The organism is Burkholderia plantarii (genome assembly GCF_001411805.1).
In the GTDB taxonomy this organism is placed as follows: domain Bacteria; phylum Pseudomonadota; class Gammaproteobacteria; order Burkholderiales; family Burkholderiaceae; genus Burkholderia; species Burkholderia plantarii.
Genome location: NZ_CP007212.1, coordinates 998,354 through 1,018,578 on the forward strand (window position 1 = coordinate 998,354; position 20,225 = coordinate 1,018,578).

Consider the following 20,225-nt stretch of genomic DNA (forward strand, 5'->3'; position numbering starts at 1 on the left):
ACTGACGCTGTTGTTTGATCGAGTGCTGGAGACGATAAGCCGTTAGAATCCAGGTCGCAATAAGAAACGAGGTTGCATAAATGATTCGAGTCGAATGCGACGCACATCTGATCGTGCGCGACAGCGAAGGGCGCACGGCCAGCCTGTCGGACGTGGTGCCGCTGCTGGAACTGGTCGCGACGACGGGCAGTATCGCCCAGGCCGCCGAGGCCAAGGGTTTGTCCTATCGTCACGCCTGGGGCCTGCTGCGCTCGCTGGAAGCCTGCGTCGGCGGCGTGCTGATCGAGACCGCGCGCGGCAAGGGTACTTCGCTGTCCGAGTTGGGCGCGGCCGTGGTCGGCGCGCAGCGGCTGGTCGGCGAACGGCTGGGCGGCAACCTGCGGGCGCTGGCCGCCGAGGTCGCGAGCGAGCTGAACCGGCGCCTGACCCAGCATCCCGGCGCGCTGCGGATCCATGCCTCGCACGGCTACGCGGTCGCGGCGCTGGTGTCGTCGCTGGTCGACGGGCACGCGCAGGTGGACATCAAGTATCGCGAGAGCGTCGAAGCGGTGATGGCGCTCGCGCGCGGCGAGTGCGATCTGGCCGGCTTCCATCTGCCGCACGGGGCGTTCCGCGCGAACTGCGCGCAGATCTACCGGCCCTGGCTCGACGACACGCGCCACGTGCTGATCCACCTGACGCGGCGCAAGCAGGGCCTGTTCATTCCGCGCGGCAATCCGAAGGGCGTGGTGGGGCTTGCCGACCTGGCACGCGACGACGTGCGTTTCGTCAATCGCCAGCCCGGTTCGGGCACGCGGATGCTGCTCGATCTGGCCCTGCGCGAGATCGGTGTCGATCCCGAGGCGATCAACGGTTACGCCTCGGCCGAACTGACGCATTCCGCGATCGCGGCGTTCGTCGCGAGCGGGATGGCGGACCTCGGCTTCGGCGTCGAGCCGGCCGCGCATCATTTCGGGCTGGCGTTCATTCCGGTGGTCGACGAGGACTATTACTTCGCCTGCGACCGCGACCGGCTCGGCGAGGCGCCGCTGGCCGGCGCGCTCGCGCTGCTGCGAGAGATGCCGTATCGCGATACCGTCGCGCGGCTCGACGGCTATGATCCGGGCGCCTGCGGCACGCTGCTGTCGGTTGCCGACGGGCTGTCGGGGGGGGCCTCGTGACGCGGCGCCGCCCGGCCTTGCTCGGTCGCCAGAGATCCGTGGCGCAATCCGTGACGAAACGAGGACATGGGCGGATGCCGGACCGGCACGCACGCGCATCCGGCCCCGGAAATTGCCGGTAACGTGGCGCGGGTGCCGAGATCGCTGCACGCGGCGACCATTTGCGCTACGCTTTTCGTTTAGCCAACGTTACCAGCCACCACGCCGCAACCCGGCGCCCCGACTTCATGAAACTCCTTGCCAATCTTGCCGCCGTCGCCGTGACGGCGGGCGTGCTGTCCGCCGTCGCCTCGGTTTCGTTCGCGCAGAATTCGCCGGGCGTGCCGGGCGGCATCCTGACTGACCAGTTCAAGTTCAACGAGCATCCGCAGATGCCGTTCGCCGCGTCGGCGCCGTCGAAGAAGTACCAGACCGGCAAGCGCTCCGAGGCGCGCAAGAAAGGCGACATGGGCGACCCGAACGGCTGCAACCTGCAGTGCCCGGACGACCAGTAAGCACCGGCCGGTAGCGGGCGCGCGGGTTCACCCCCCGCCCGTCGATGCCGGAGCGGCGGGTCGTTCCGGCGAGCGCCTGCTTGCTTCGCTTGTTTCCCCTTGCGCTTCCGCGTTACGCCCGCTTTTCCCGCCGAGCCGAAGGTTGCTCCACCGGCTCGCGGCTCCCGTCCCTTGGCAAGCCCCTGCCACCTCACCCCTCCACGTTGATCCCGCCGTCGATTCACGCCAGATGATCGTGCTCGTCGGCGAAGGTGCGGATCAGAAAATCGACGACGGTCCGCGTCGGTAGATCCTTGCGGCCCTCCCGCCGCGTCAGCAGCCACAGTTCGCGAGGCGGCGGCGCGTGATCGAGCGTGCAATGCACGAGCGCCGCGTCGCCGCGGCCGATGAAGTTCAGCAGCAGCACGACGCCGGCGCCAGCGCGCGCGGCAGCGGCCTGCGCGAGCTGGCTGCCGCCGCGGATGGCGATCCGTGCCTGCGGGAAATGCCGCGCGAGCCAGACCGCTTCGGGCAGATGCGCGTTTGCCTCGTCGAAGCCGACAAACACGGGCGCCTCGCCTGCCGCGATCCGCCCGGCCCATTGCGGCGTCGCGTAGAACCCGTAGCCCGGCGTCGCCACCGATTTCGCGATCACGTCGCCGTCGTCGGGGCGCCCGAAGCGCAGCGCGATATCGGCTTCGCGGCGATCGAGGCTGACCGCCCGGAAGTCCGACGCCACGTCGATGTCGAGCGACGGATGCCGCGCGGCGAGCGTCGCGAGCCGCGCGATCAGGAAGTGCTGCACGAGGCTCGGCGGTGCGTTGAGCCGGACCAGCCCGCGCGGGTTGTCGTCGCGACCGCCTCGGCTCAGCCGCGCGGCCGCCGTTTCCATCTCGCTCGCGCCCGCCAGCGCACGGGTCCCGGCAGGCGTCAGCACGTAGCCGTCGGGGCGGCGCTCGACCAGCCGCTCGCCGAGCGTGTGTTCGAGCGACTGGATCCGCCGCGAGATCGTGGCGTGCGAGACCGACAGCGCGCGGGCCGCCGCCGACAGGCTGCCATGTCGCGCCAGCGCAACGAATACGCGAACGTCCTGCCAGTCGAGGGGTGTGCGAATTTGATCAGCCATTGTATGAAATTCGGTAATTTTCGAACATTTAGGTGCAGCCTAGCATGGGGCCTCGATAGCCGACCGGGATTTGCGATGACGACTTCGAACCCCTCCCTGACGCTGATCGGCGGCCCGACCGTGCTGATCGAATTCGACGGCGTGCGGCTGCCGACCGATCCGACCATCGACCCGCCCGGGCTCTACCGGGAAACGCCCGTTCGGTTCGCGAAGACCTCGGGGCCGGCCCTGTCGGTCGAGGCGATCGGCGCGCTCGACGCGGTGCTGCTGAGCCACGACCATCATTTCGACAATCTCGATCACGCGGGCCGCGCGATGCTGCCCGGCGTGCCGGTGGTGCTGGCGACGCAGGCCGGAGCGGGGTGCCTCGGCGGCAATGCGCGCGGCCTCGCGCCGTTCGAAACCTGCATGCTCGACACGCGGCGGCCGGCGCCTGCTGGTGACCGCCACGCCGGCGCGCCACGGCCCGGTCGGCATCGAGCCTTAGCCGGGCGACGAGGTCGGCTTCGCGCTCGGCATCGAGCAGCCGGGCGACCTGCGCTACGTGACGGGCGACACCGTCCGGTATCGCGGCACGGCCGAGGTGGCCGAGCGGTTCGCGCCGCGCGTGGTGGTGCGGCATACCGGCGCCGCGGCGCCGCGCGGGCGCTTTCACATGACGATGGGCAGCGAGGACGCGCTCGAGGCGGCGAGCGCGTTTCCCGACGCCACGCTGGTCGCGGTCCACAACGAGGGCTGGGTCCATTTGAAGGAGACGCATGCGCAGCTCGAGGGCAGTTTCGCGAAGCTGGGGGCGGGCGGCCGGCTGACCGCGCTCGAGCGCGGCCGGCCGTTGCGGACCGAGTGGTGAGCGCGTGAAGGCACGGGTTGCGGCGCGGGCTGGCCCGTCGCGACCCGTGTGCTTGGCCCGCTACCGTATTACTGCTTCAGGCAGCGCACCCAGTAGTTGCCTTCGTCGTCGACCTCGACGCCTTGCAGCTCCGACTCGAAGCCGGGGAACAGGCGGCTGAACCGTTCCATCGCGAGCAGGTAGTCGACGATGGCGTGCGCGTCGGGCGCGACGCGTTCGCCGGGCATGATGACCGGGATGCCCGGAGGATAGGGCGTGACCATCACGCCGACGGTGCGCCCCACCATGTCGCGCACGCGTACCTTCTCGGTGCCGTCGCTGATGAGCCGCTGGTATGCCTCGCTCGGCGACATCACGGGCGATGCTTTGGCGGTGCAGGCCGCGTCGGACAACTGCGTCATCTTCAGCTCGCGCTTGGTCCGGTGGATTGCCGCGCAGAGTTCGCGCAGCGTCATGTCGCGGTAGCGCGGCGCCAGTGCGACGAGCTCGGGCAGCGCCGTGGCGAGGCTCGCGTCGGTGTCGTGCAGCCGCTTGAACTCGAGCAGCGATTCGATCAGCGTTCCCCACTTGCCCTGCGTCGAGCCGAGCGCATAGAGGATCAGCAGGTTGTAGTCGCCGTTGCGGGCCGGGATCGTGCGGCGCGTGCCGAGGAAGCGCGAGACGACCGGCGCGGGAATGCCGAAGTCCGTTTCGCGGCCGAGCGCGTCGATGCCGGGGCAGGTGATCGTCACCTTGATCGGATCGAGCATCGCGTAGCCGTCCTCGATCTCGCCGAAGCCGTGCCACGCCTCGTTGGCGCGCAGCCACCAGCAGGTCGGGTCGCGCTCGAGCGTGGCGTTGGGCACGTCGAGGAACGGCACGCGCTTGCCGTCCACCTGAACCTCGTCGGGCTGCCAGACGCCGAACCACCAGCCGTGGTCGCCCGACTTCCCGAGCTTGGCCGCCATCGTCAGCATCGTCTTGCGGAAGTCGACGGCGTCGTTGATCGCGTCGCGCAGCAGCGCCTTGCCCGATTCGCCCTTCATCATCGACGTGGCGACGTCGATCGACGCGATGATCGGGTAGAACGGCGAGGTCGTGCCGTGCATCATGAACGACTGGTTGAACACGTCGTGGTCGATCGGCGCGCGTTCGCTGTTGCGGATGTGGATCATCGAGGCCGACGAGAACGCCGCGAGCATCTTGTGCGTGGACTGCACCGCGATCAGCGTCGGCCGCTCGGGCAGGTCTTCCGGCACGCCCATCGCGTAGCGGCCCGCATAGAGCGGATGGAATTTCGCATAGGCATACCAGGCCTCGTCGAACTTGATGCGCGGCACCGCCCCTGCCAGCTGGCGCGTGATGCGGTCGACGTCGTAGATCAGGCCGTCGTAGGTGGAATTGGTCACCACCGCGTAGACCGGTGCCTTGCCGCGCGCGCCCTCATGCATCGGGCTCGTCGCGATCTCGTCGCGGATCGCCGCCGCCTCGAACTGTTCGGGCGGGATCAGCCCGATCAGCCCGTACCCGTTGCGGGCCGGCTTGAAATAGATCGGCCGCGCGCCCGTGATGGTGAGCTCGTGGTTCACCGACTTGTGGCAGTTGCGGTCCACCAGCACCATCTCGCCGGGCCGCAGCATCGCGTGGCCGACGATCTGGTTCGACTGCGAGGAGCCGCCGACCACGTAGTAGGTGGCGTCGGCGCCGAAGGTGCGGGCCGCCTCGCGTTCGGATTGGCCGGGCACACCGCGATGTTCGAGCCAGTTGCCGAGGTCGGGCGTCGCGATGCCGATGTCGGCGCGCATGATGTTCTCGCCGAAGAAGCGCAGGAACTCGCGGCCGACCGGATGCTTGAGGTAGGCCACGCCGCCCTGGTGGCCGGGGCAGTCCCAGTAGTAGGGGCGATCCTCGGCATAGGACTTGAGCGCCTTGAAATACGGCGGCAGCAGCGAATCCATGTATTGCTTCACGGCGAAATCGACGCGGCCGGCGATGAAGGTCGAGGTGTCCTGGCCCAGGTGGACGTATTCGCGCACCTCGCCGAGGATGCCGATCGGCAGGTCGGTCATCACGGCGCGTTCCGCCGCGAGGATGATCGGCACGCCGGTGTTGTGGCGCCGGATCTCCTCGATCATCGAAATGTAGTGCAGGCCGTCCTGCTCGTCGCCGCAGAGATCGGCATCGATCACGATGCAGCCGAGCGTGCTTTCCGCTTCCTTCGTCAGCAGGCCCGGTTTCAGCGTCGTTTCGTGCAGGATCGAGTAGCCGTAGCTGTCTTTCAGCAGCTGGCCGATCTTGCGGACCTCCTCGGCGCCGGGCTTGCTCATCGATTCCTTGTCGAAGCCGATGACGAGGATGGGAAAGTGCGTGTTGTCACGATGGTTCATGAGATTTCTCCGAAGGAAGTTGCCATGGCCTTGCCAGAATGGTTCGCATTCCTTAAAAAATGAATCCGGATGCGGGCCGGTTGGCCCGCGTGTGACGCGTCAGGCGCGGGCGGCCTTGTTGCGGACCACGAGCGAGTAGAGCGGGATCGTTACCATGATCAGCGCGGTGCCCCAGAAAATCGACCGGGAGCCCGAGCCGAGCAGCGCGAAGATGCTGTAGACCACGCCGATCAGGGCCAGCACGGCGTAGAGCTTGAAGGTCGGGCCGATGTTCATCTTCTTCGAGGCCATGATGATGGGCAGTGCCACCACCGCGTACATGTAGGGCAGCAGCGAGGCGAACACCGACATCAGGATGATCACCTGGAACTGCGCGGCCAGATCGGGGGAGGCCGTCAGCAGCAGCACGCCCGACATCAGCACGCCGGTGACGACGAGCCCCTTGACCGTCACGTCGTTGCGGTTGGTGTCGGCGAAGAAGCGCGGGAACAGGCCCCGTTCGGCACCCGAGCGGGCCGATTCGCTCTGCAGGATCAGCCAGCCCGAAATCGAGCCGAGGCAGGCGATGATGCTGAGCGCGGAGACGATTTCGCCGGCGCGCGGACCGAACATGTAGCGTGCCGAATCGGCGAACGGCGCGGCCGACTTGATCAGCACTTCATGCGGGACGATCCCCATGATGACCGTGCAGCTCGCCACGTAGCAGACCGCCGCGATCAGCAGGCCGATGACGGTGGCGCGTGGCACCGTGTACTCGGGGCGTTCGACCTGGCCGGTCGACACCACGGCGGATTCGACGCCGAGAAACCCCCAGAGCGCGATCGAGGCCGCCGTGATGATCGCCGTGCCGCTGCCGTGGGGCGTGCCGTTGTAGACCTCCGTGAAGGTGTGGGGGTTGAACCAGCCCCAGCCGCCGAGCCCGATGCCGAGCACGACGATCAGCATGCAGGAGGCGGTGAAAGATTGCGCCCGCCCGGCCACCTTGGCGCCGAAACAGGACAGGCCGATGAACGCCCACAGAATGACGATGGCCGTCACGCTGCCGATCATCGGGTCCTTCATCTGCGGAAAAAAGTAGCTCAGGTAGCCGACGCCCGCCACCAGCAGCGCGACGTTGCCGACCCAGGCGCTGATCCAGTAGCAGAACGTGGACTGGAAGCCGATGAACGGCCCGAACGCGTCGCCGGCGTAAGCCACGATACCGCCCGCGCGCTGCTGGACCAGGTTGGTCTTGGCGAACACCAGCGCGAGCGCCATGACCCCGACGATCGTCAGCGCCCATCCCCACATCGAGATGTAGCCGACGTTGGCGAGGTTGGTGGGGAGGAGGAACACCCCGGAGCCCATCATGTTCGAGGCGGTGACGAGCGTCAGCGCGACGAGCCCCATCTTTTTGGTCGACATGACCTGTGCATTTCCCATTTTCCGCTCCATGAAAGTGAAGGACGCGCTTCACTATAAAGCTTGTATAGACAAGTGAAAGGGCGGGACCGATGGTTGATTGGCGCAGCAATTGACGTCAATCAGGGTAATTGTTCGACTATTTCGCGATAGCGTGCGGCAGTCATCGCCGTGTCTTTTTTCTTCGTGTGGCGGAACGATTTGGGCCGCGCGCTTCGCATCGGCGTACATCGTTTCCGCCCGTGCCGGACGCTGATGCGCTGCCCCCTTACGCTTTTCGTGCTCTCACTTTCATCGGGGTTTGACATGTCCCTTGCGATCGGCAATGTGAACGGCAGCGACGGTATCGACACGCTCGGCGCCGCCAATTCGGCCCAGAGCCAGTTGATCCAGTTGCTGCAGCAGATCGAGAATGCGATTCATCAACTGCTGGCCCAGATGAGTTCCGACGACAACAACAAGATCGGCGGCGGCCCGTCCGGCGCCGGTGGCGGTGGTGGCGGCATGGGCGGCGGGTTCCCGCAGCTGGCCGCGCAACCGGCGGGCGCCAGCGCCGGCACGCCCGCCGCGGGATCGCCCGCCGCGGGATCCCCGGCGGGCGCGACGCCGAATGCCTCGACGCTGGCTGTCACGTCGCCCGCGGGCGCAACGCCGGGGGCGACGACCGACTCGTCCGCCGCGTCGGGTGCCGCCGGCCTCAGCAACAACGCGGGCGGCGTGGCGCAGGCCGCCGCGACGAATGGCGTCAGCCCCAATTCGGTCAAGGTCGTGAACACCGGCACTGGCGACGACAAGACGTTCAACGTAACCAACAACACGAACCGCGAGCAGTCGTTCACGTACTCGGTGCAGGGGCAGAACAAGGGGACGATCACGCTGGAGCCGGGGCAGACCGGTTCGTTCACGGCTGGCTCGGGTGACATCGGGGTGCGGATCTCGCCGTCGGACGCGAGCGGCAACACGCACCCGGACGAGGTGCTGTACGAGGACGGCGGCGCCGACAACGGCCAGGCGTCGGGCGCGGGCAACCCCGACATCAGCAAGGTCGACGGCAACAAGGATTTCGGCGGCCAGGCGACCAACATGACGGTCACGATGTCGGATGGCCGCACGGCCGGCGACGGCGACGCGATCCATGCCTACCAGTACTCGACCGACGACGCGGCCTCGATGGGCCTGGCCGGCGACCCGAGCAAGACGGCGAATATCGTGCTGTCGGACGCGTAAGCGTTTTCGGCCACCAGCAACCCCGCGCGGCGAACCCGGCGGGGTTTTGCTCTTCCGGGCATCGGGGATCATCCGGCGCCGGGGCACCTCGTGCGCGGCGTGCGGCGCGGCCGGAATCGGGCTGCGGCGATAGTGTAAAGTTGCGTGCGCCGAGCCCGGCCCGCGCTGGCTGCGGGCATCCCGTCCCGGTCGCCGGACCTTCCGGGCGGTTGCCGGGGCGGCACGACCACGAGGAAATCCCCATGTACGAGAAAGGCACCGCGACGGCAGCGCGCGGCGGCGCCGCATCATGATCCGCTACACGCTTGATCTGGCCGAGGTCGAGCTGTCGGCGATGCGCGCGCAGGGCGCGGGCGGCCAGAACGTCAACAAGGTGTCGAGTGCGATCCATTTGCGCTTCGATATCCGCGCGTCGTCCTTGCCCGAGGTGCTGAAAGAGCGCCTGCTCGCGCTGTCCGATCAGCGGATCACGCGCGAGGGCGTCGTCGTGCTCAAGTCGCAGGAATACCGGACCCAGGAGCAGAACCGCGTGGCGGCGCTGGCGCGGCTCGACGCGCTGATCGCGAGCGTCGCCGTGGTGCGGCGCGCGCGCGTGGCGACGCGCCCCACGCGCGCCTCGAAGGAGCGCCGGCTCGACGCGAAGAACCGGCGCGGGGCGATCAAGGCGGGCAGGGGGAAGGTCGGCGAATGACGCGAAGGGCGCGCTGGCGGCACCTTGTGAAGTCCGTGCGGCCGCCGGCCATTCGTTGAGCCGACTTTCATGCGCGTTGCCGTGGATCGCCGGTGCAGCGGGACGAGATCGGCCGATCGACAGACGGCCGCCAATCCGTGACAATACGCCCCCTCTCGCGTCAGCCCGGCACAGGCCAGATGAAACTCGACAAGTGGATCCTCGCGGTATTGTTCGGCTGCGTCATGCGGGGCGCCTCGGCGGCCGGCTACGATTTCTCGCTCGCCGCCTCGCAGGCGTGCCCCGGTCTCGATCGTTTCACGCCGACGCACAACGTCGGCGAGGTCATGACGGAGGTCCGTGCGATGCCGCACGACTTCGAGGACGCCAATCCCGCCAACAAGAGCGTTTGCACGCCTCACTACGGCAGCTACCTGCAGATGTCGCGTTCCGGCCCGAGCTGTCGCATCTTCGATAACGAGGCGATCGGCGTGGTGTTGTTCGGGATGGAGGATTCGCAGGCGAAGAGCCTGCTGAGCAACGGCGCGCTGCTGTATTTCCTGGCCGATGCCGATGACGCGCGTGAGCGGGCGGCCCGCCGCCTGCGCGCCGATGGCTTCGTGCGCGTGGCGAATGCGGAGTATCCGGGCCTGCTGGGGCGCTCGCTCGCGACCGACGAGCAACTCGACATCTATCGCAGGGGCGAACTGCTCGTCACGCTGAATCGCGACATCAGGCAGCATCGCTTTTCGGCGATGATCTCGGATCGCGCGATGCTGAAGATCGTGAATCGCGACGAGACGAATTGCGCGAAGTGATGGCAGCCGCGCAGGCCGGGCGGTGGTCCGGCTCCCCGCGTTCGACAACGCTGCGTTCGTGGCGCCGACAACAAAAAACCCGCGGGGCTTTGCGCCGTCGCGGGTTTCCTGTTGATGCCGGTACAGCCTCGGGTGTTGGGTGGTGGAGACGGCGGGAATCGAACCCGCGTCCAGAAGCGGTCCACGACCAGTTCTACATGTTTAGTTCAGTCTTTTGATTTAACCGCCACGTCGCGGACGAACACGCTGCGGGACGGCGATCCGCTAGGTTTTCGACCCTGCCGTCGCGGCGCCGGCAGGGCTTAACTGACGTATATGACCTCTGGCGGTATTGCTACCGGTCTTGCGACACTAGCCCGTCAGTGAACTAGGCAGAGGACGGCGGCCGTTAGGCTGCCAGTGCGAACGTATCGTCGTTTGCAGTTACGTTTTTCCCATTGATTAACGAGGTGACGGGTCCTCGACATGCCCTAGCCGCTTCGCAACCCCTGTCGAAACCAGGTCGCCCCCACGGACCTGACATTATAGCGCAACATTGCGCAGAAGCTCGTGCAACGCGTCCGTGGTCGCGGCGAAGTGCTGGGCCTGCCACGTCTCGGGCGGCGCGCCGTCGCCGCAGTAGCCGTAGGCGGCGGCGATCGTCGCCATGCCGGCGGCGGTGCCTGCCTGGATGTCGCGCAGATCGTCGCCGACATAGACGATGCGCTGCGGCGCGATGCCCATCTGGTCGGCTGCGTGCAGCAGCGGCGCCGGGTGCGGCTTCGAGTGCGCGGTGGTGTCGCCGCAGACGATGCTGGCCGCGCGCGGCGCGAGGCCGAGCAGCGCGACGAGCGGTTCGGTCAGCCGCGTCGCCTTGTTCGTGACGATCCCCCAGCGCACGCCGCGCGCGTCGAGCGCGTCGAGCAGTTCGGCGATCCCGGGAAACAGCGTCGTATTCACGCAGATCGCGGCGGCGTAGTTGGCGAGAAATTCCACGCGCATTGCCTCGTATTCGGGCGCGCCCGGCGCGATGCCGAAGCCGCCGCCGAGCAGCCCGCGCGCGCCGGCCGAGGCGAGCGGCCGTAGCGCGTCGAGCGGCGTTTCGGGCAGGCCGCGCTCGCGCTGCATCTTGTGAACGGCGCCGGCGAGGTCGGGCGCCGTGTCGGCGAGCGTGCCGTCGAGGTCGAACAGCACGGCGTCGCAGGCAGCGAGAGACGGCGCCGCGACGGCGGCGGCGAGCGGAGCGGGGGAGGTGGACATGCGGGCGGCGATCCGGATCAGGCGTGGCGGCGGCAGGCGACGAGATAGTTCACGTCGGTGTCGTTCGACAGCGCGAAGCGCTTCGTCAGCGGGTGGTAGGTGATGCCGCGAATCTCCGCGACGTGCAGGTCGGTCGCGCGGATGAAGCCGGCGAGCTCGGATGGGCGAATGAAGCGCGCGTAGTCGTGGGTGCCCTTCGGCAGCAGCTGCGCGACGTACTCGGCGCCGATCACGGCAAGCAGATACGCCTTCACGTTGCGGTTCAGCGTCGAGAAGAACACCCAGCCGCCCGGCTTCACGAGCGTCGAGCAGGCGGCCACGATGTTGGCAGGCGACGGCACGTGCTCGAGCATCTCCATGCAGGTGACCACGTCGTAGCTGCCCGGCTCGCGCTCGGCGATCGCCTCGGCCGCGATCGCCTCGTAGTCGACCGTCACGCCGCTTTCCAGGCTGTGCAGGTCGGCCACGCCGAGCGCCTCGGTCGACAGGTCGATGCCCTTGACATGGGCGCCGAGGGCCGCCATCGACTCGGACAGGATGCCGCCGCCGCAGCCGATGTCGAGCACGCGCTTGCCGGGCAGGTGCGCATGCGCGTCGATCCAGCCGAGACGGACCGGATTCAGGTCGTGCAGCGGCTTGAACTCGGCGTTCGGATCCCACCACTTGTGGGCGAGATCGCTGAATTTCTGTAGTTCGTGCGGGTCGGCGTTGGTCATGTCGGCAAGCGGAAAACGCGGAGATGGAGCGAGCCCCGAGTATATAAGCGGGCGGGATCGGCTGCCACCGGGCGGTCGGTGGCCAGGCGTCGAAATGAAAAAGCCCCGCCGAGGCGGGGCTTCAAGGCTGCGGTAACCCGAGAGGTTACTGCCGACCCATTTACTTCTGCACTTGCTGCGTGCCAACCACTTCCACTTCCACGCGGCGATCCGGTGCGAGGCAGGAGATGAGTTGCTTGCGGTTCTTCTGGTTGCAGCCCGTCGTGACCGGATTGCGCTTGCCCTTGCCTTCCGTGTAGACCTTGCTCGATTCGACGCCCTTGCTGACCAGGTACGACTTGACGGCTTGCGCACGGCGCAGCGACAGACGGTCGTTGTACTTGTCCGAGCCGATGCGGTCGGTGTAGCCGGTAGCGACCACGACTTCGACGTTCATGCCCTGGATCTTGGCAGCCAGCTCGTCCAGCTTCTGCTTGCCCAGCGGCTTGAGCGTCGCCTTGTCGAAGTCGAACAGCGCGTCGGCCTGATACGTGATCTTCTGGCTCGTGATCGCCGGCGGGGCGACCGGAGCGACCGGCGTCGGAGCCGGTGCTTGCGCGACCAGCGCGCCGTCGCACTTGGCGTTGGCCGTTGCCGGCGTCCAGAACGCATCGCGCCAGCAAAGCTCGTTCGTGCCGTTCATCCACACGTATTCGCCCGTGCCATTCACCCAGTTGTCATTCACGGCTTGTCGCGACGCCGGCACCGACTGAGCCGAGGCGGATGCAGCCACAACTGCGGTAGCTGCAATGAACGCGAGCTTTGAAAATTTATTCATATTTCTCCTCTCGAAATTGAGATTACCGCAGGTTTACTGCGAGCCTGATGACGATGACAAGTCATACATTGCTCGGAGTATAACATTGGTGCGGCACAAAAAACGCGGCACCGCTCCGGCAGAGCAGCGGCTGAATTTCAGTGCTTCGGCATTTTGCCATATCGTTCCCTTGCCACGAAAAAAAATCCTCCCCACCCCAAGAACGCCCCGGCGTTTGTGGTTCCAGTGCAACAATCGCCTGCAGGATGTTTGAGGGAATGTCAAGAAAATCCTGCTCGTCGTACACGGTTCCGACACAATCGCGCGCTAGGCGGCGGGTGGTGCGCGTGGGCAAACCGTCGATGATCGACGGCAACGATGGCAGCAGCATGTCGACGGATGGGGGGCGGATGAGCGAGGGCTGAAAGGGGGCGGTGACATAACGACCCCGTGGGTGATGCCGGGTCGATTCCGGACCATCGCGTCGCGCACCGCCCGCCCGGGGCGCCCGCCGGAGCCAACCCGGGCGGGCGGTGCCGGCCCTGCGGCCAATCTTCGCTATATACATATAGAGGGGGCCAACGGCGTTGGCGCGGTTTTGCCGCATGATAGAATCGCACGTTGCGTCGTGACCACGGCGTTCACGCGAAAGGCGGTCCCGTCTTCGCTCCGAAACGACACGGATACATGGATCAATTCGCCAAAGAGACCCTGCCCATCTCCCTAGAGGAGGAAATGCGCCGTTCGTATCTCGATTACGCGATGAGCGTGATCGTCGGACGTGCCCTCCCGGATGTCCGCGACGGCCTGAAGCCCGTGCATCGGCGCGTGCTGTTCGCGATGCACGAACTGAACAACGACTGGAACCGGGCCTACAAGAAGTCGGCGCGTATCGTCGGCGACGTGATCGGTAAGTACCACCCGCACGGCGACAGCGCGGTCTACGACACGATCGTGCGGATGGCGCAGGACTTCTCGCTGCGCTACATGCTGGTCGACGGTCAGGGCAACTTCGGTTCGGTCGACGGCGACAACGCCGCCGCGATGCGCTACACCGAAATCCGCATGGCGAAGATCGGTCACGAACTGCTGGCCGACATCGACAAGGAAACCGTCGATTTCGGACCGAACTATGACGGCAGCGAGAACGAGCCGACGATCCTCCCGGCGCGGATCCCGAACCTGCTGATCAACGGCTCGTCGGGCATTGCGGTCGGGATGGCGACCAACATCCCGCCGCACAACCTGTCCGAAGTCGTCGACGCCTGCCACCATCTGCTCGCGAATCCGGAAGCGACGGTCGACGAGCTGATCGAGATCATCCCCGCCCCCGATTTCCCGACGGCCGGCATCATCTACGGCGTGGCCGGCGTGCGCGACGGCTATCGCACCGGCCGTGGCCGCGTCGTGATGCGCGCGACCACGCACTTCGAGGAAATCGATCGCGGGCAGCGCATGGCGATCATCGTCGACGAACTGCCGTACCAGGTGAACAAGCGCTCGCTGCTGGAGCGGATCGCCGAGCTCGTCAACGAGAAGAAGCTCGAAGGCATCTCCGACATCCGCGACGAGTCCGACAAGAGCGGCATGCGCGTCGTGATCGAGCTGAAGCGCGGCGAGGTGCCCGAGGTCGTGCTGAACAACCTCTACAAGTCCACGCAGCTGCAGGATACGTTCGGCATGAACATGGTCGCGCTCGTCGACGGCCAGCCGAAGCTGCTGAATCTGAAGGAGATGCTGGTCTGCTTCCTCGCGCACCGGCGCGAGGTGCTGACGCGGCGCACGATCTACGAACTGCGCAAGGCGCGCGAGCGCGGCCACGTGCTCGAGGGCCTGGCCGTCGCGCTCGCCAACATCGACGAATTCATCGAGTTGATCAAGGCCGCGCCGACGCCGCCGATCGCACGTCAGGCACTGATGGCGAAGTCGTGGGATTCGTCGCTGGTGCGCGAGATGCTCACGCGCGCCGAGACCGAGAACGCGTCGGCGGGCGGCCGCGAGGCGTACCGCCCGGAAGGCCTGAACCCGGCGTTCGGGATGCAGGCCAACGGTGAGTACAACCTGTCCGAGACGCAGGCCCAGGAAATCCTGCAGATGCGTCTGCAGCGCCTGACCGGCCTCGAGCAGGACAAGATCATCGGCGAGTATCGCGAGGTGATGGCGCAGATCGCCGACCTGCTCGACATCCTCGCGCGCCCGGAGCGGATCACGACCATCATCACCGAGGAACTGACCGCGGTGAAGGCCGAGTTCGGCGACGCGCGGCGCTCGAGGATCGAGCTGAACGCGACCGAGCTGAACACCGAGGACCTGATCACGCCGCAGGACATGGTCGTGACCATGTCGCATGCCGGTTACGTGAAGTCGCAGCCGCTGTCCGAATACCGTGCGCAGAAGCGCGGCGGGCGAGGCAAGCAGGCCACGCAGATGAAGGAAGACGACTGGATCGAGACGCTCTTCATCGCCAACACGCACGACTACATCCTGTGCTTCTCGAACCGCGGCCGCGTCTACTGGGTCAAGGTCTACGAGGTGCCGCAGGGCTCGCGCAACTCGCGCGGCCGGCCGATCGTCAACATGTTCCCGCTGCAGGAAGGCGAGAAGATCAACGTCGTGCTGCCGGTGCGCGAGTTCTCGGCCGACAAGTACATCTTCATGGCGACCTCGCTCGGCACCGTGAAGAAGACGCCGCTCGAGGCGTTCAGCCGTCCGATGAAGAAGGGCATCATCGCGGTCGGCCTCGACGACGGCGACTTCCTGATCGGCGCGTCGATCACCGACGGCGAGCACGACGTGATGCTGTTCTCCGATTCGGGCAAGGCGGTACGCTTCGACGAGAACGACGTGCGCCCGATGGGCCGCGAGGCGCGCGGCGTGCGCGGCATGCAGCTCGAGGATGGTCAACAGGTGATCGCGATGCTGGTGGCGGGCGGCGAGGAGCAGTCGGTGCTGACCGCGACCGAGAACGGTTACGGCAAGCGCACGCCGATCACCGAATACACGCGCCACGGGCGCGGCACGAAGGGCATGATCGCGATCCAGACCTCGGAGCGCAACGGCCGCGTGGTGGCCGCGACGCTGGTCGATCCGGAGGATCAGATCATGTTGATCACGACCGCGGGCGTGCTGATCCGCACGCGCGTGTCGGAGATCCGCCAAATGAGCCGCGCAACGCAAGGTGTTACACTCATCAGTCTCGATGAGGGCACCAAGCTTTCTGGCCTGCAGCAGATTGCGGAGGCGGACGCGGACAGCGATGTCGACGCCGACGACGTACCGGAGGGCGGCGACGCCTGACCGGGCGGCGGCGGCCGGCCGTCGGGCGGGAACCGCTGAAGCGGTCGCGCCCGACGGTGCAACAATCGTTCATATTTCCATGAGGGAGTGATGATGCAAAAACAATTCAAGCAACTGGTGCTGCTGGCAGCCATCGTGCCGACTTTCGCGCTGGCGCAGTCGCTGTCGAATCAGGCACCGGCTGCTTCGGCCACTGCGGCGCCGATCGATGCGGACAAGAAGGCGGCGATCACCGACCTGCTGAACGCCATCGACGCACCGAAGCTGGTCGGCGCGATCGCGAACAGCGCGGAAATGCAGTCGAAGCAGCTGGTGCCGGCGATCCTGTCGGACGCGCTGTCGGAAAACAAGACGCTGACCGACGCACAGAAGCAGGCGGCCGTGCCGACGCTGCAGAAGAACGCGGTGCAGAAGCTGGTTGACGGTTCGGGCAAGGTGTTCGACACGCAAGGCTTCAAGAACGACGCGATGCAGGCGCAGTACGACGCCTACGCGAAGTACTACAGCACGTCGGAGATCAAGGATCTGACGACGTTCTACAAGAGCCCGACGGGCCGCAAGTTCATCCAGGTGCAGGATCAGGTCGGTCGCGACGTCGTGAACGGCCTGATGCAGAAGTACATGCCGCAAGCGATCCAGGCGACCCGCGCCCAGGCCGACAAGGAAGTCGCGGCCATCAAGCCCGGCAAGTAAGCACGCGTTCTGCCCCACGCCGGTGCAGTCCGCCGGTTTGGCGGGGCGGGGACGTCGGTGCGATAATGGCCGTTTGCGCGCAAGCGCAGGCGGCCATTTCTTTTTTGGCGCGGCACCCGGTTCGTTCCGGCGCGGTCGCGTCCCTCCCGAGGTTCTACGATGCGCGTGTTTAATTTCTCCGCGGGGCCCGCGGCGTTGCCCGAGGATGTGCTGCGCCAGGCGGCCGACGAGATGCTCGACTGGAACGGCAGCGGCATGAGCGTGATGGAGATGAGCCACCGCGGCCGCGAATTCACCTCGATCCACGAAACCGCCCTGGCCGACCTGCGCGAACTGATGGCGGTGCCGGACAACTACCGCGTGCTGTTCCTGCAGGGCGGCGGGATCGCCGAGAACGCGATCGTGCCGATGAACCTGCTCGGCACGCGCCAGACCACCGATTTCGTCGTGACGGGCTCGTGGTCGCAGAAGTCGTTCAAGGAAGCGCAGAAATACTGCACGCCGCATCTGGCCGCGAGCGGGCGTACCGAGGATGGCTACACGCGCGTGCCGGCGTTCTCCGAATGGCAGCTGTCGGCCGATCCGGCCTACGTGCATCTCTGCACCAACGAGACGATCGACGGTGTCGAGGCGTTCGATATCCCCGATACCGGCGACCTGCCGCTCGTGGCCGACGTCTCCTCGCACATCCTGTCGCGCCCGATCGACGTCACCAAATATGGTGCGCTGTTCGGCGGCGCGCAGAAGAACATCGGGATGGCGGGCGTGACGCTGGTGGTGGTGCGCGAAGACCTGCTCGACCGGGCGCTGCCGATCTGCCCGTCCGCATTCGAGTGGAAGACGGTCGCCGCGAACAATTCGATGTACAACACGCCGCCGACGTACGCGATCTACATCGCCGGCCTCGTGTTCAAGTGGCTGAAGGCGCAGGGCGGCCTGACCGCGATCGCGGCGCGCAACGCCGAGAAGGCGGCGCTGCTCTACGACGCGATCGATTCGAGCAGCTTCTATATCAACAAGGTCGAGAAAGCGTCGCGTTCGCGCATGAACGTGCCGTTCTTCCTGGCCGACGAAACGCGCAACGAAGACTTCCTTGCCGGTGCGAAAGCGCGCGGGCTGCTGCAGCTGAAGGGCCACAAGTCCGTCGGCGGCATGCGGGCGTCGATCTACAACGCGGTGCCGCTCGCGGGCGTGAAGGCGCTCGTCGAGTACATGAAGGAATTCGAGCGCGCGCATGCCTGACGGCGGCGCGCTCATCAAAGCACGGCAAACCAGCATGGACGACGAACTCAATTCCCGACTCAAACCGCTGCGCGAGCGCATCGACGCGATCGATGCGCAGTTGATCGCGCTGCTGAACCAGCGCGCGGCGATCGCGCTCGAGGTCGGCGAAGTCAAGAAGGAATTCAACGCGCCGGTGTTCCGGCCCGAGCGCGAGCAGCAGGTGATCGCGCGGCTGCAGGCGATGAGCGACGGCCCGCTCGTCAGCGGGCACATCAACGCCATCTGGCGCGAGATCATGGCCGCGAGCCGCGCGCTCGAGAAGACGATCCACGTCTCGTTCCTGGGGCCGGTCGGCACCTACAGCGAACAGGCGATGTTCGAGTATTTCGGTCAGTCGATCGAGGGGCTGCCGTGCCCGTCGATCGACGAGGTGTTTCGTGGCGTCGAGGCCGGCGCGTCCGAATTCGGCATCGTGCCGGTCGAGAACTCGTCGGAAGGCGCGGTGTCGCGCACGCTCGACCTGCTGCTGCATACGCAGCTGCTGATCGGCGGCGAGCTGTCGCTGCCGATTCATCACAACCTGCTGACGCGCTCGGGCTCGCTCAAGGGCGTGACGCGCGTCTGCGCGCATCCGCAGGCGCTCGCGCAGTGCCAGCGCTGGTTGTCGGCCAACGCGCCGCAGCTCGAACGGCAGGCGGTGGCGAGCAACGCCGAGGCGGCGCGGCTCGCGGCCGGCGACCCGAGCGTCGCGGCGATCGCGGGCGACCGCGCGGCCGCCCACTACGGGCTGCCGGTCGCGCACGCGATGATCCAGGACGATCCGCACAACCGCACGCGCTTCGTCGTGATCGGCAAGGCGCCGACCGGCGCGAGCGGCCACGACCAGACCTCGCTGATCGTCTCGGTGAAGAACGAGCCGGGCGCGGTGTTCAAGCTGCTCGAACCGCTCGCGCGGCACGGCGTGTCGATGACGCGTTTCGAATCGCGCCCGGCGCGCGTGGGCACCTGGGAGTATTACTTCTATATCGACATCGAAGGGCATCGCGACGAAGCGCAGGTCGCGGCGGCGCTCGCGGAGCTCGGCGCGAAGGCCGCGTTCCTGAAGATTCTCGGTTCGTATCCGCGCGCCCGGTGAGGCTTGTCGACGATCCGCCGGCCCGGTGCCGGGGGCGAGTGGTTCCATCGTGTCGGACGCGGGCCGTTGCCGCGCGCCCGACCCGGCTAACAGGCGGCTGCCGTGTCTGATTTCTCGTTCAACAAACTGGTGATTTTCGGCGTCGGCCTGATCGGCGGCTCGCTCGCGCGCGCGTTGCGCGAGCGCGATACCGGGCAGGCCGGCAGCGTGATAGGCGTGGGGCGTTCGCCGGCCTCGGTCGAGCGCGCGCGTGAACTCGGCGTGGTCGACGCGATCGCCGCGCTCGACGACGACGCGCAGCTGCGCGAGGCGCTGGCGGGGGCCGACCTGGTGCTGCTCGCCGTGCCGGTCGCGCAGACCGGGCCGCTGCTCGAACGGATCGCGCCGCTGCTCGACGCGGCGACGATCGTGACCGACGCGGGCAGCACCAAATCCGACGTGGTCGCGGCCGCGCGCGCGGCGCTCGGCGAGCGCATCGCGCAGTTCGTGCCGGCCCATCCGATCGCGGGCCGCGAGGCGAGCGGCGTCGAGGCCGCGCTGCCCGATCTCTACGTCGGCCGCAACGTGGTGCTCTGCGCGCTGCCCGAGAACGCGCCGGCCGCGGTCGAGCGCGTCGCCGCGATGTGGCGCGCCACTGGCGCGGTGGTGCGCGAGATGAGGCCCGCGCAGCACGACCGTGTGTTCGCCGCTGTCAGCCATCTGCCGCACGTGCTGTCGTTCGCGCTGGTCGAGCAGATTCTCGGCGAAGCCGACGCGGAGCTGAAATTTTCGTTCGCGGCAGGCGGTTTCCGCGATTTCACGCGGATCGCCGCGTCGAGCCCGGAAATGTGGCGCGACGTCTGCGTGGCGAACCGCGAGGCGCTGCTCGACGAGCTCGACGCCTACACCCAGGTGCTCGCGCGCTTGCGCGCGGCAATCGAGGCGGGCGACGCCGCCGCGCTCGAGGCAGTCTTCACCCGTTCGCGCGTCGCGCGCACGGCCTGGCAGGAGCGCGGCGGGAAAGCCGCGCCCGGTTCCGTTCAGTCATAACAGGA

At 67.0% G+C, this 20,225-nt stretch carries 19 protein-coding genes and 1 other RNA gene; 11 read left to right on the top strand and 9 right to left on the bottom strand.

The genetic code is table 11. The features are described 5' to 3' along the window. The first annotated feature begins 80 nt into the window (after window positions 1–80). Both bpln_RS04375 and bpln_RS04380 read left to right on the top strand, forming a co-directional pair. Window positions 81–1,160: a substrate-binding domain-containing protein gene (locus bpln_RS04375; protein WP_055138167.1), complete on the top strand. Its 1,080-nt coding sequence runs from the start codon at window positions 81–83 to the stop codon at window positions 1,158–1,160. Window positions 1,161–1,387: 227 nt separating this feature from the next. Further along, window positions 1,388–1,654 (top strand): hypothetical protein, encoded by a 267-nt coding sequence (locus tag bpln_RS04380; RefSeq protein WP_042624151.1) that lies wholly within the window; start codon window positions 1,388–1,390, stop codon window positions 1,652–1,654. A gap of 220 nt (window positions 1,655–1,874) precedes the next feature. Here the strand turns inward: bpln_RS04380 and bpln_RS04385 are convergent, their stop codons facing one another. Both bpln_RS04385 and bpln_RS37585 read right to left on the bottom strand, forming a co-directional pair. Continuing rightward, the gene (locus bpln_RS04385) at window positions 1,875–2,759 is read right to left on the bottom strand and encodes a LysR family transcriptional regulator (protein WP_055138168.1); all 885 of its coding nucleotides are present in this window, start codon (window positions 2,757–2,759) and stop codon (window positions 1,875–1,877) included. A gap of 39 nt (window positions 2,760–2,798) precedes the next feature. Next, on the bottom strand, window positions 2,799–3,236 hold the full coding sequence (locus bpln_RS37585) for a hypothetical protein (RefSeq protein WP_244132084.1): 438 nt from the start codon (window positions 3,234–3,236) through the stop codon (window positions 2,799–2,801). Between the two features lie 67 nt (window positions 3,237–3,303). Between bpln_RS37585 and bpln_RS37590 the strand changes: the two genes are divergently transcribed. After that, a complete protein-coding gene (locus bpln_RS37590; RefSeq protein ID WP_244132085.1) occupies window positions 3,304–3,609 on the top strand; it encodes a hypothetical protein in 306 nt (101 codons plus the stop codon). Window positions 3,610–3,677: 68 nt separating this feature from the next. Here the strand turns inward: bpln_RS37590 and bpln_RS04395 are convergent, their stop codons facing one another. Further along, window positions 3,678–5,975, bottom strand: coding sequence for an Orn/Lys/Arg family decarboxylase (locus bpln_RS04395; protein ID WP_055138169.1), 2,298 nt, complete (start codon window positions 5,973–5,975; stop codon window positions 3,678–3,680). Window positions 5,976–6,074: 99 nt separating this feature from the next. Beyond that, window positions 6,075–7,379: an amino acid permease gene (locus bpln_RS04400; protein ID WP_042624154.1), complete on the bottom strand. Its 1,305-nt coding sequence runs from the start codon at window positions 7,377–7,379 to the stop codon at window positions 6,075–6,077. Window positions 7,380–7,547: 168 nt separating this feature from the next. Between bpln_RS04400 and bpln_RS04405 the strand changes: the two genes are divergently transcribed. The 3 genes from bpln_RS04405 (at window position 7,548) to bpln_RS04415 (ending at window position 10,091) form a co-directional block, all read left to right on the top strand. Next, window positions 7,548–8,603 (top strand): hypothetical protein, encoded by a 1,056-nt coding sequence (locus bpln_RS04405; RefSeq protein WP_148653931.1) that lies wholly within the window; start codon window positions 7,548–7,550, stop codon window positions 8,601–8,603. Window positions 8,604–8,889: 286 nt separating this feature from the next. Beyond that, window positions 8,890–9,294, top strand: a complete 405-nt coding sequence (gene arfB / locus bpln_RS04410; protein WP_055138171.1) for an alternative ribosome rescue aminoacyl-tRNA hydrolase ArfB — start codon at window positions 8,890–8,892, stop codon at window positions 9,292–9,294. Window positions 9,295–9,473: 179 nt separating this feature from the next. Further along, the gene (locus bpln_RS04415; RefSeq protein WP_055138172.1) at window positions 9,474–10,091 is read left to right on the top strand and encodes a hypothetical protein; all 618 of its coding nucleotides are present in this window, start codon (window positions 9,474–9,476) and stop codon (window positions 10,089–10,091) included. A gap of 140 nt (window positions 10,092–10,231) precedes the next feature. On the opposite strand, the gene ssrA is transcribed toward bpln_RS04415, so the two are convergent. From ssrA to bpln_RS35060, 5 genes are all read right to left on the bottom strand, one after another. Then, window positions 10,232–10,601, bottom strand: a transfer-messenger RNA (tmRNA) gene (ssrA, locus tag bpln_RS33345). A 12-nt stretch (window positions 10,602–10,613) separates the two neighbouring features. Further along, window positions 10,614–11,330: a phosphoglycolate phosphatase gene (gene gph / locus bpln_RS04420; protein ID WP_055138173.1), complete on the bottom strand. Its 717-nt coding sequence runs from the start codon at window positions 11,328–11,330 to the stop codon at window positions 10,614–10,616. A gap of 17 nt (window positions 11,331–11,347) precedes the next feature. Next, window positions 11,348–12,046: a bifunctional 2-polyprenyl-6-hydroxyphenol methylase/3-demethylubiquinol 3-O-methyltransferase UbiG gene (gene ubiG, locus bpln_RS04425; protein WP_055138174.1), complete on the bottom strand. Its 699-nt coding sequence runs from the start codon at window positions 12,044–12,046 to the stop codon at window positions 11,348–11,350. 160 nt (window positions 12,047–12,206) lie between these two features. Next, the gene (gene ompA / locus bpln_RS04430) at window positions 12,207–12,863 is read right to left on the bottom strand and encodes an outer membrane protein OmpA (RefSeq protein WP_025100608.1); all 657 of its coding nucleotides are present in this window, start codon (window positions 12,861–12,863) and stop codon (window positions 12,207–12,209) included. Window positions 12,864–12,924: 61 nt separating this feature from the next. Beyond that, the gene (locus bpln_RS35060; RefSeq protein WP_148653933.1) at window positions 12,925–13,233 is read right to left on the bottom strand and encodes a hypothetical protein; all 309 of its coding nucleotides are present in this window, start codon (window positions 13,231–13,233) and stop codon (window positions 12,925–12,927) included. Between the two features lie 296 nt (window positions 13,234–13,529). Between bpln_RS35060 and gyrA the strand changes: the two genes are divergently transcribed. The 5 genes from gyrA (at window position 13,530) to bpln_RS04455 (ending at window position 20,220) form a co-directional block, all read left to right on the top strand. Beyond that, on the top strand, window positions 13,530–16,139 hold the full coding sequence (gene gyrA, locus bpln_RS04435; protein WP_042624160.1) for a DNA gyrase subunit A: 2,610 nt from the start codon (window positions 13,530–13,532) through the stop codon (window positions 16,137–16,139). A 93-nt stretch (window positions 16,140–16,232) separates the two neighbouring features. Continuing rightward, window positions 16,233–16,832 (top strand): DUF2059 domain-containing protein, encoded by a 600-nt coding sequence (locus tag bpln_RS04440; protein ID WP_042626435.1) that lies wholly within the window; start codon window positions 16,233–16,235, stop codon window positions 16,830–16,832. Between the two features lie 159 nt (window positions 16,833–16,991). Next, entirely contained in the window at window positions 16,992–18,074 is a 1,083-nt protein-coding gene (gene serC / locus bpln_RS04445) for a 3-phosphoserine/phosphohydroxythreonine transaminase (RefSeq protein WP_042624161.1), read from the top strand. A 34-nt stretch (window positions 18,075–18,108) separates the two neighbouring features. Next, entirely contained in the window at window positions 18,109–19,191 is a 1,083-nt protein-coding gene (gene pheA, locus bpln_RS04450) for a prephenate dehydratase (protein WP_055139440.1), read from the top strand. A 102-nt stretch (window positions 19,192–19,293) separates the two neighbouring features. After that, on the top strand, window positions 19,294–20,220 hold the full coding sequence (locus bpln_RS04455; protein WP_055138175.1) for a prephenate dehydrogenase: 927 nt from the start codon (window positions 19,294–19,296) through the stop codon (window positions 20,218–20,220). The last annotated feature ends 5 nt before the right edge of the window (window positions 20,221–20,225 follow it).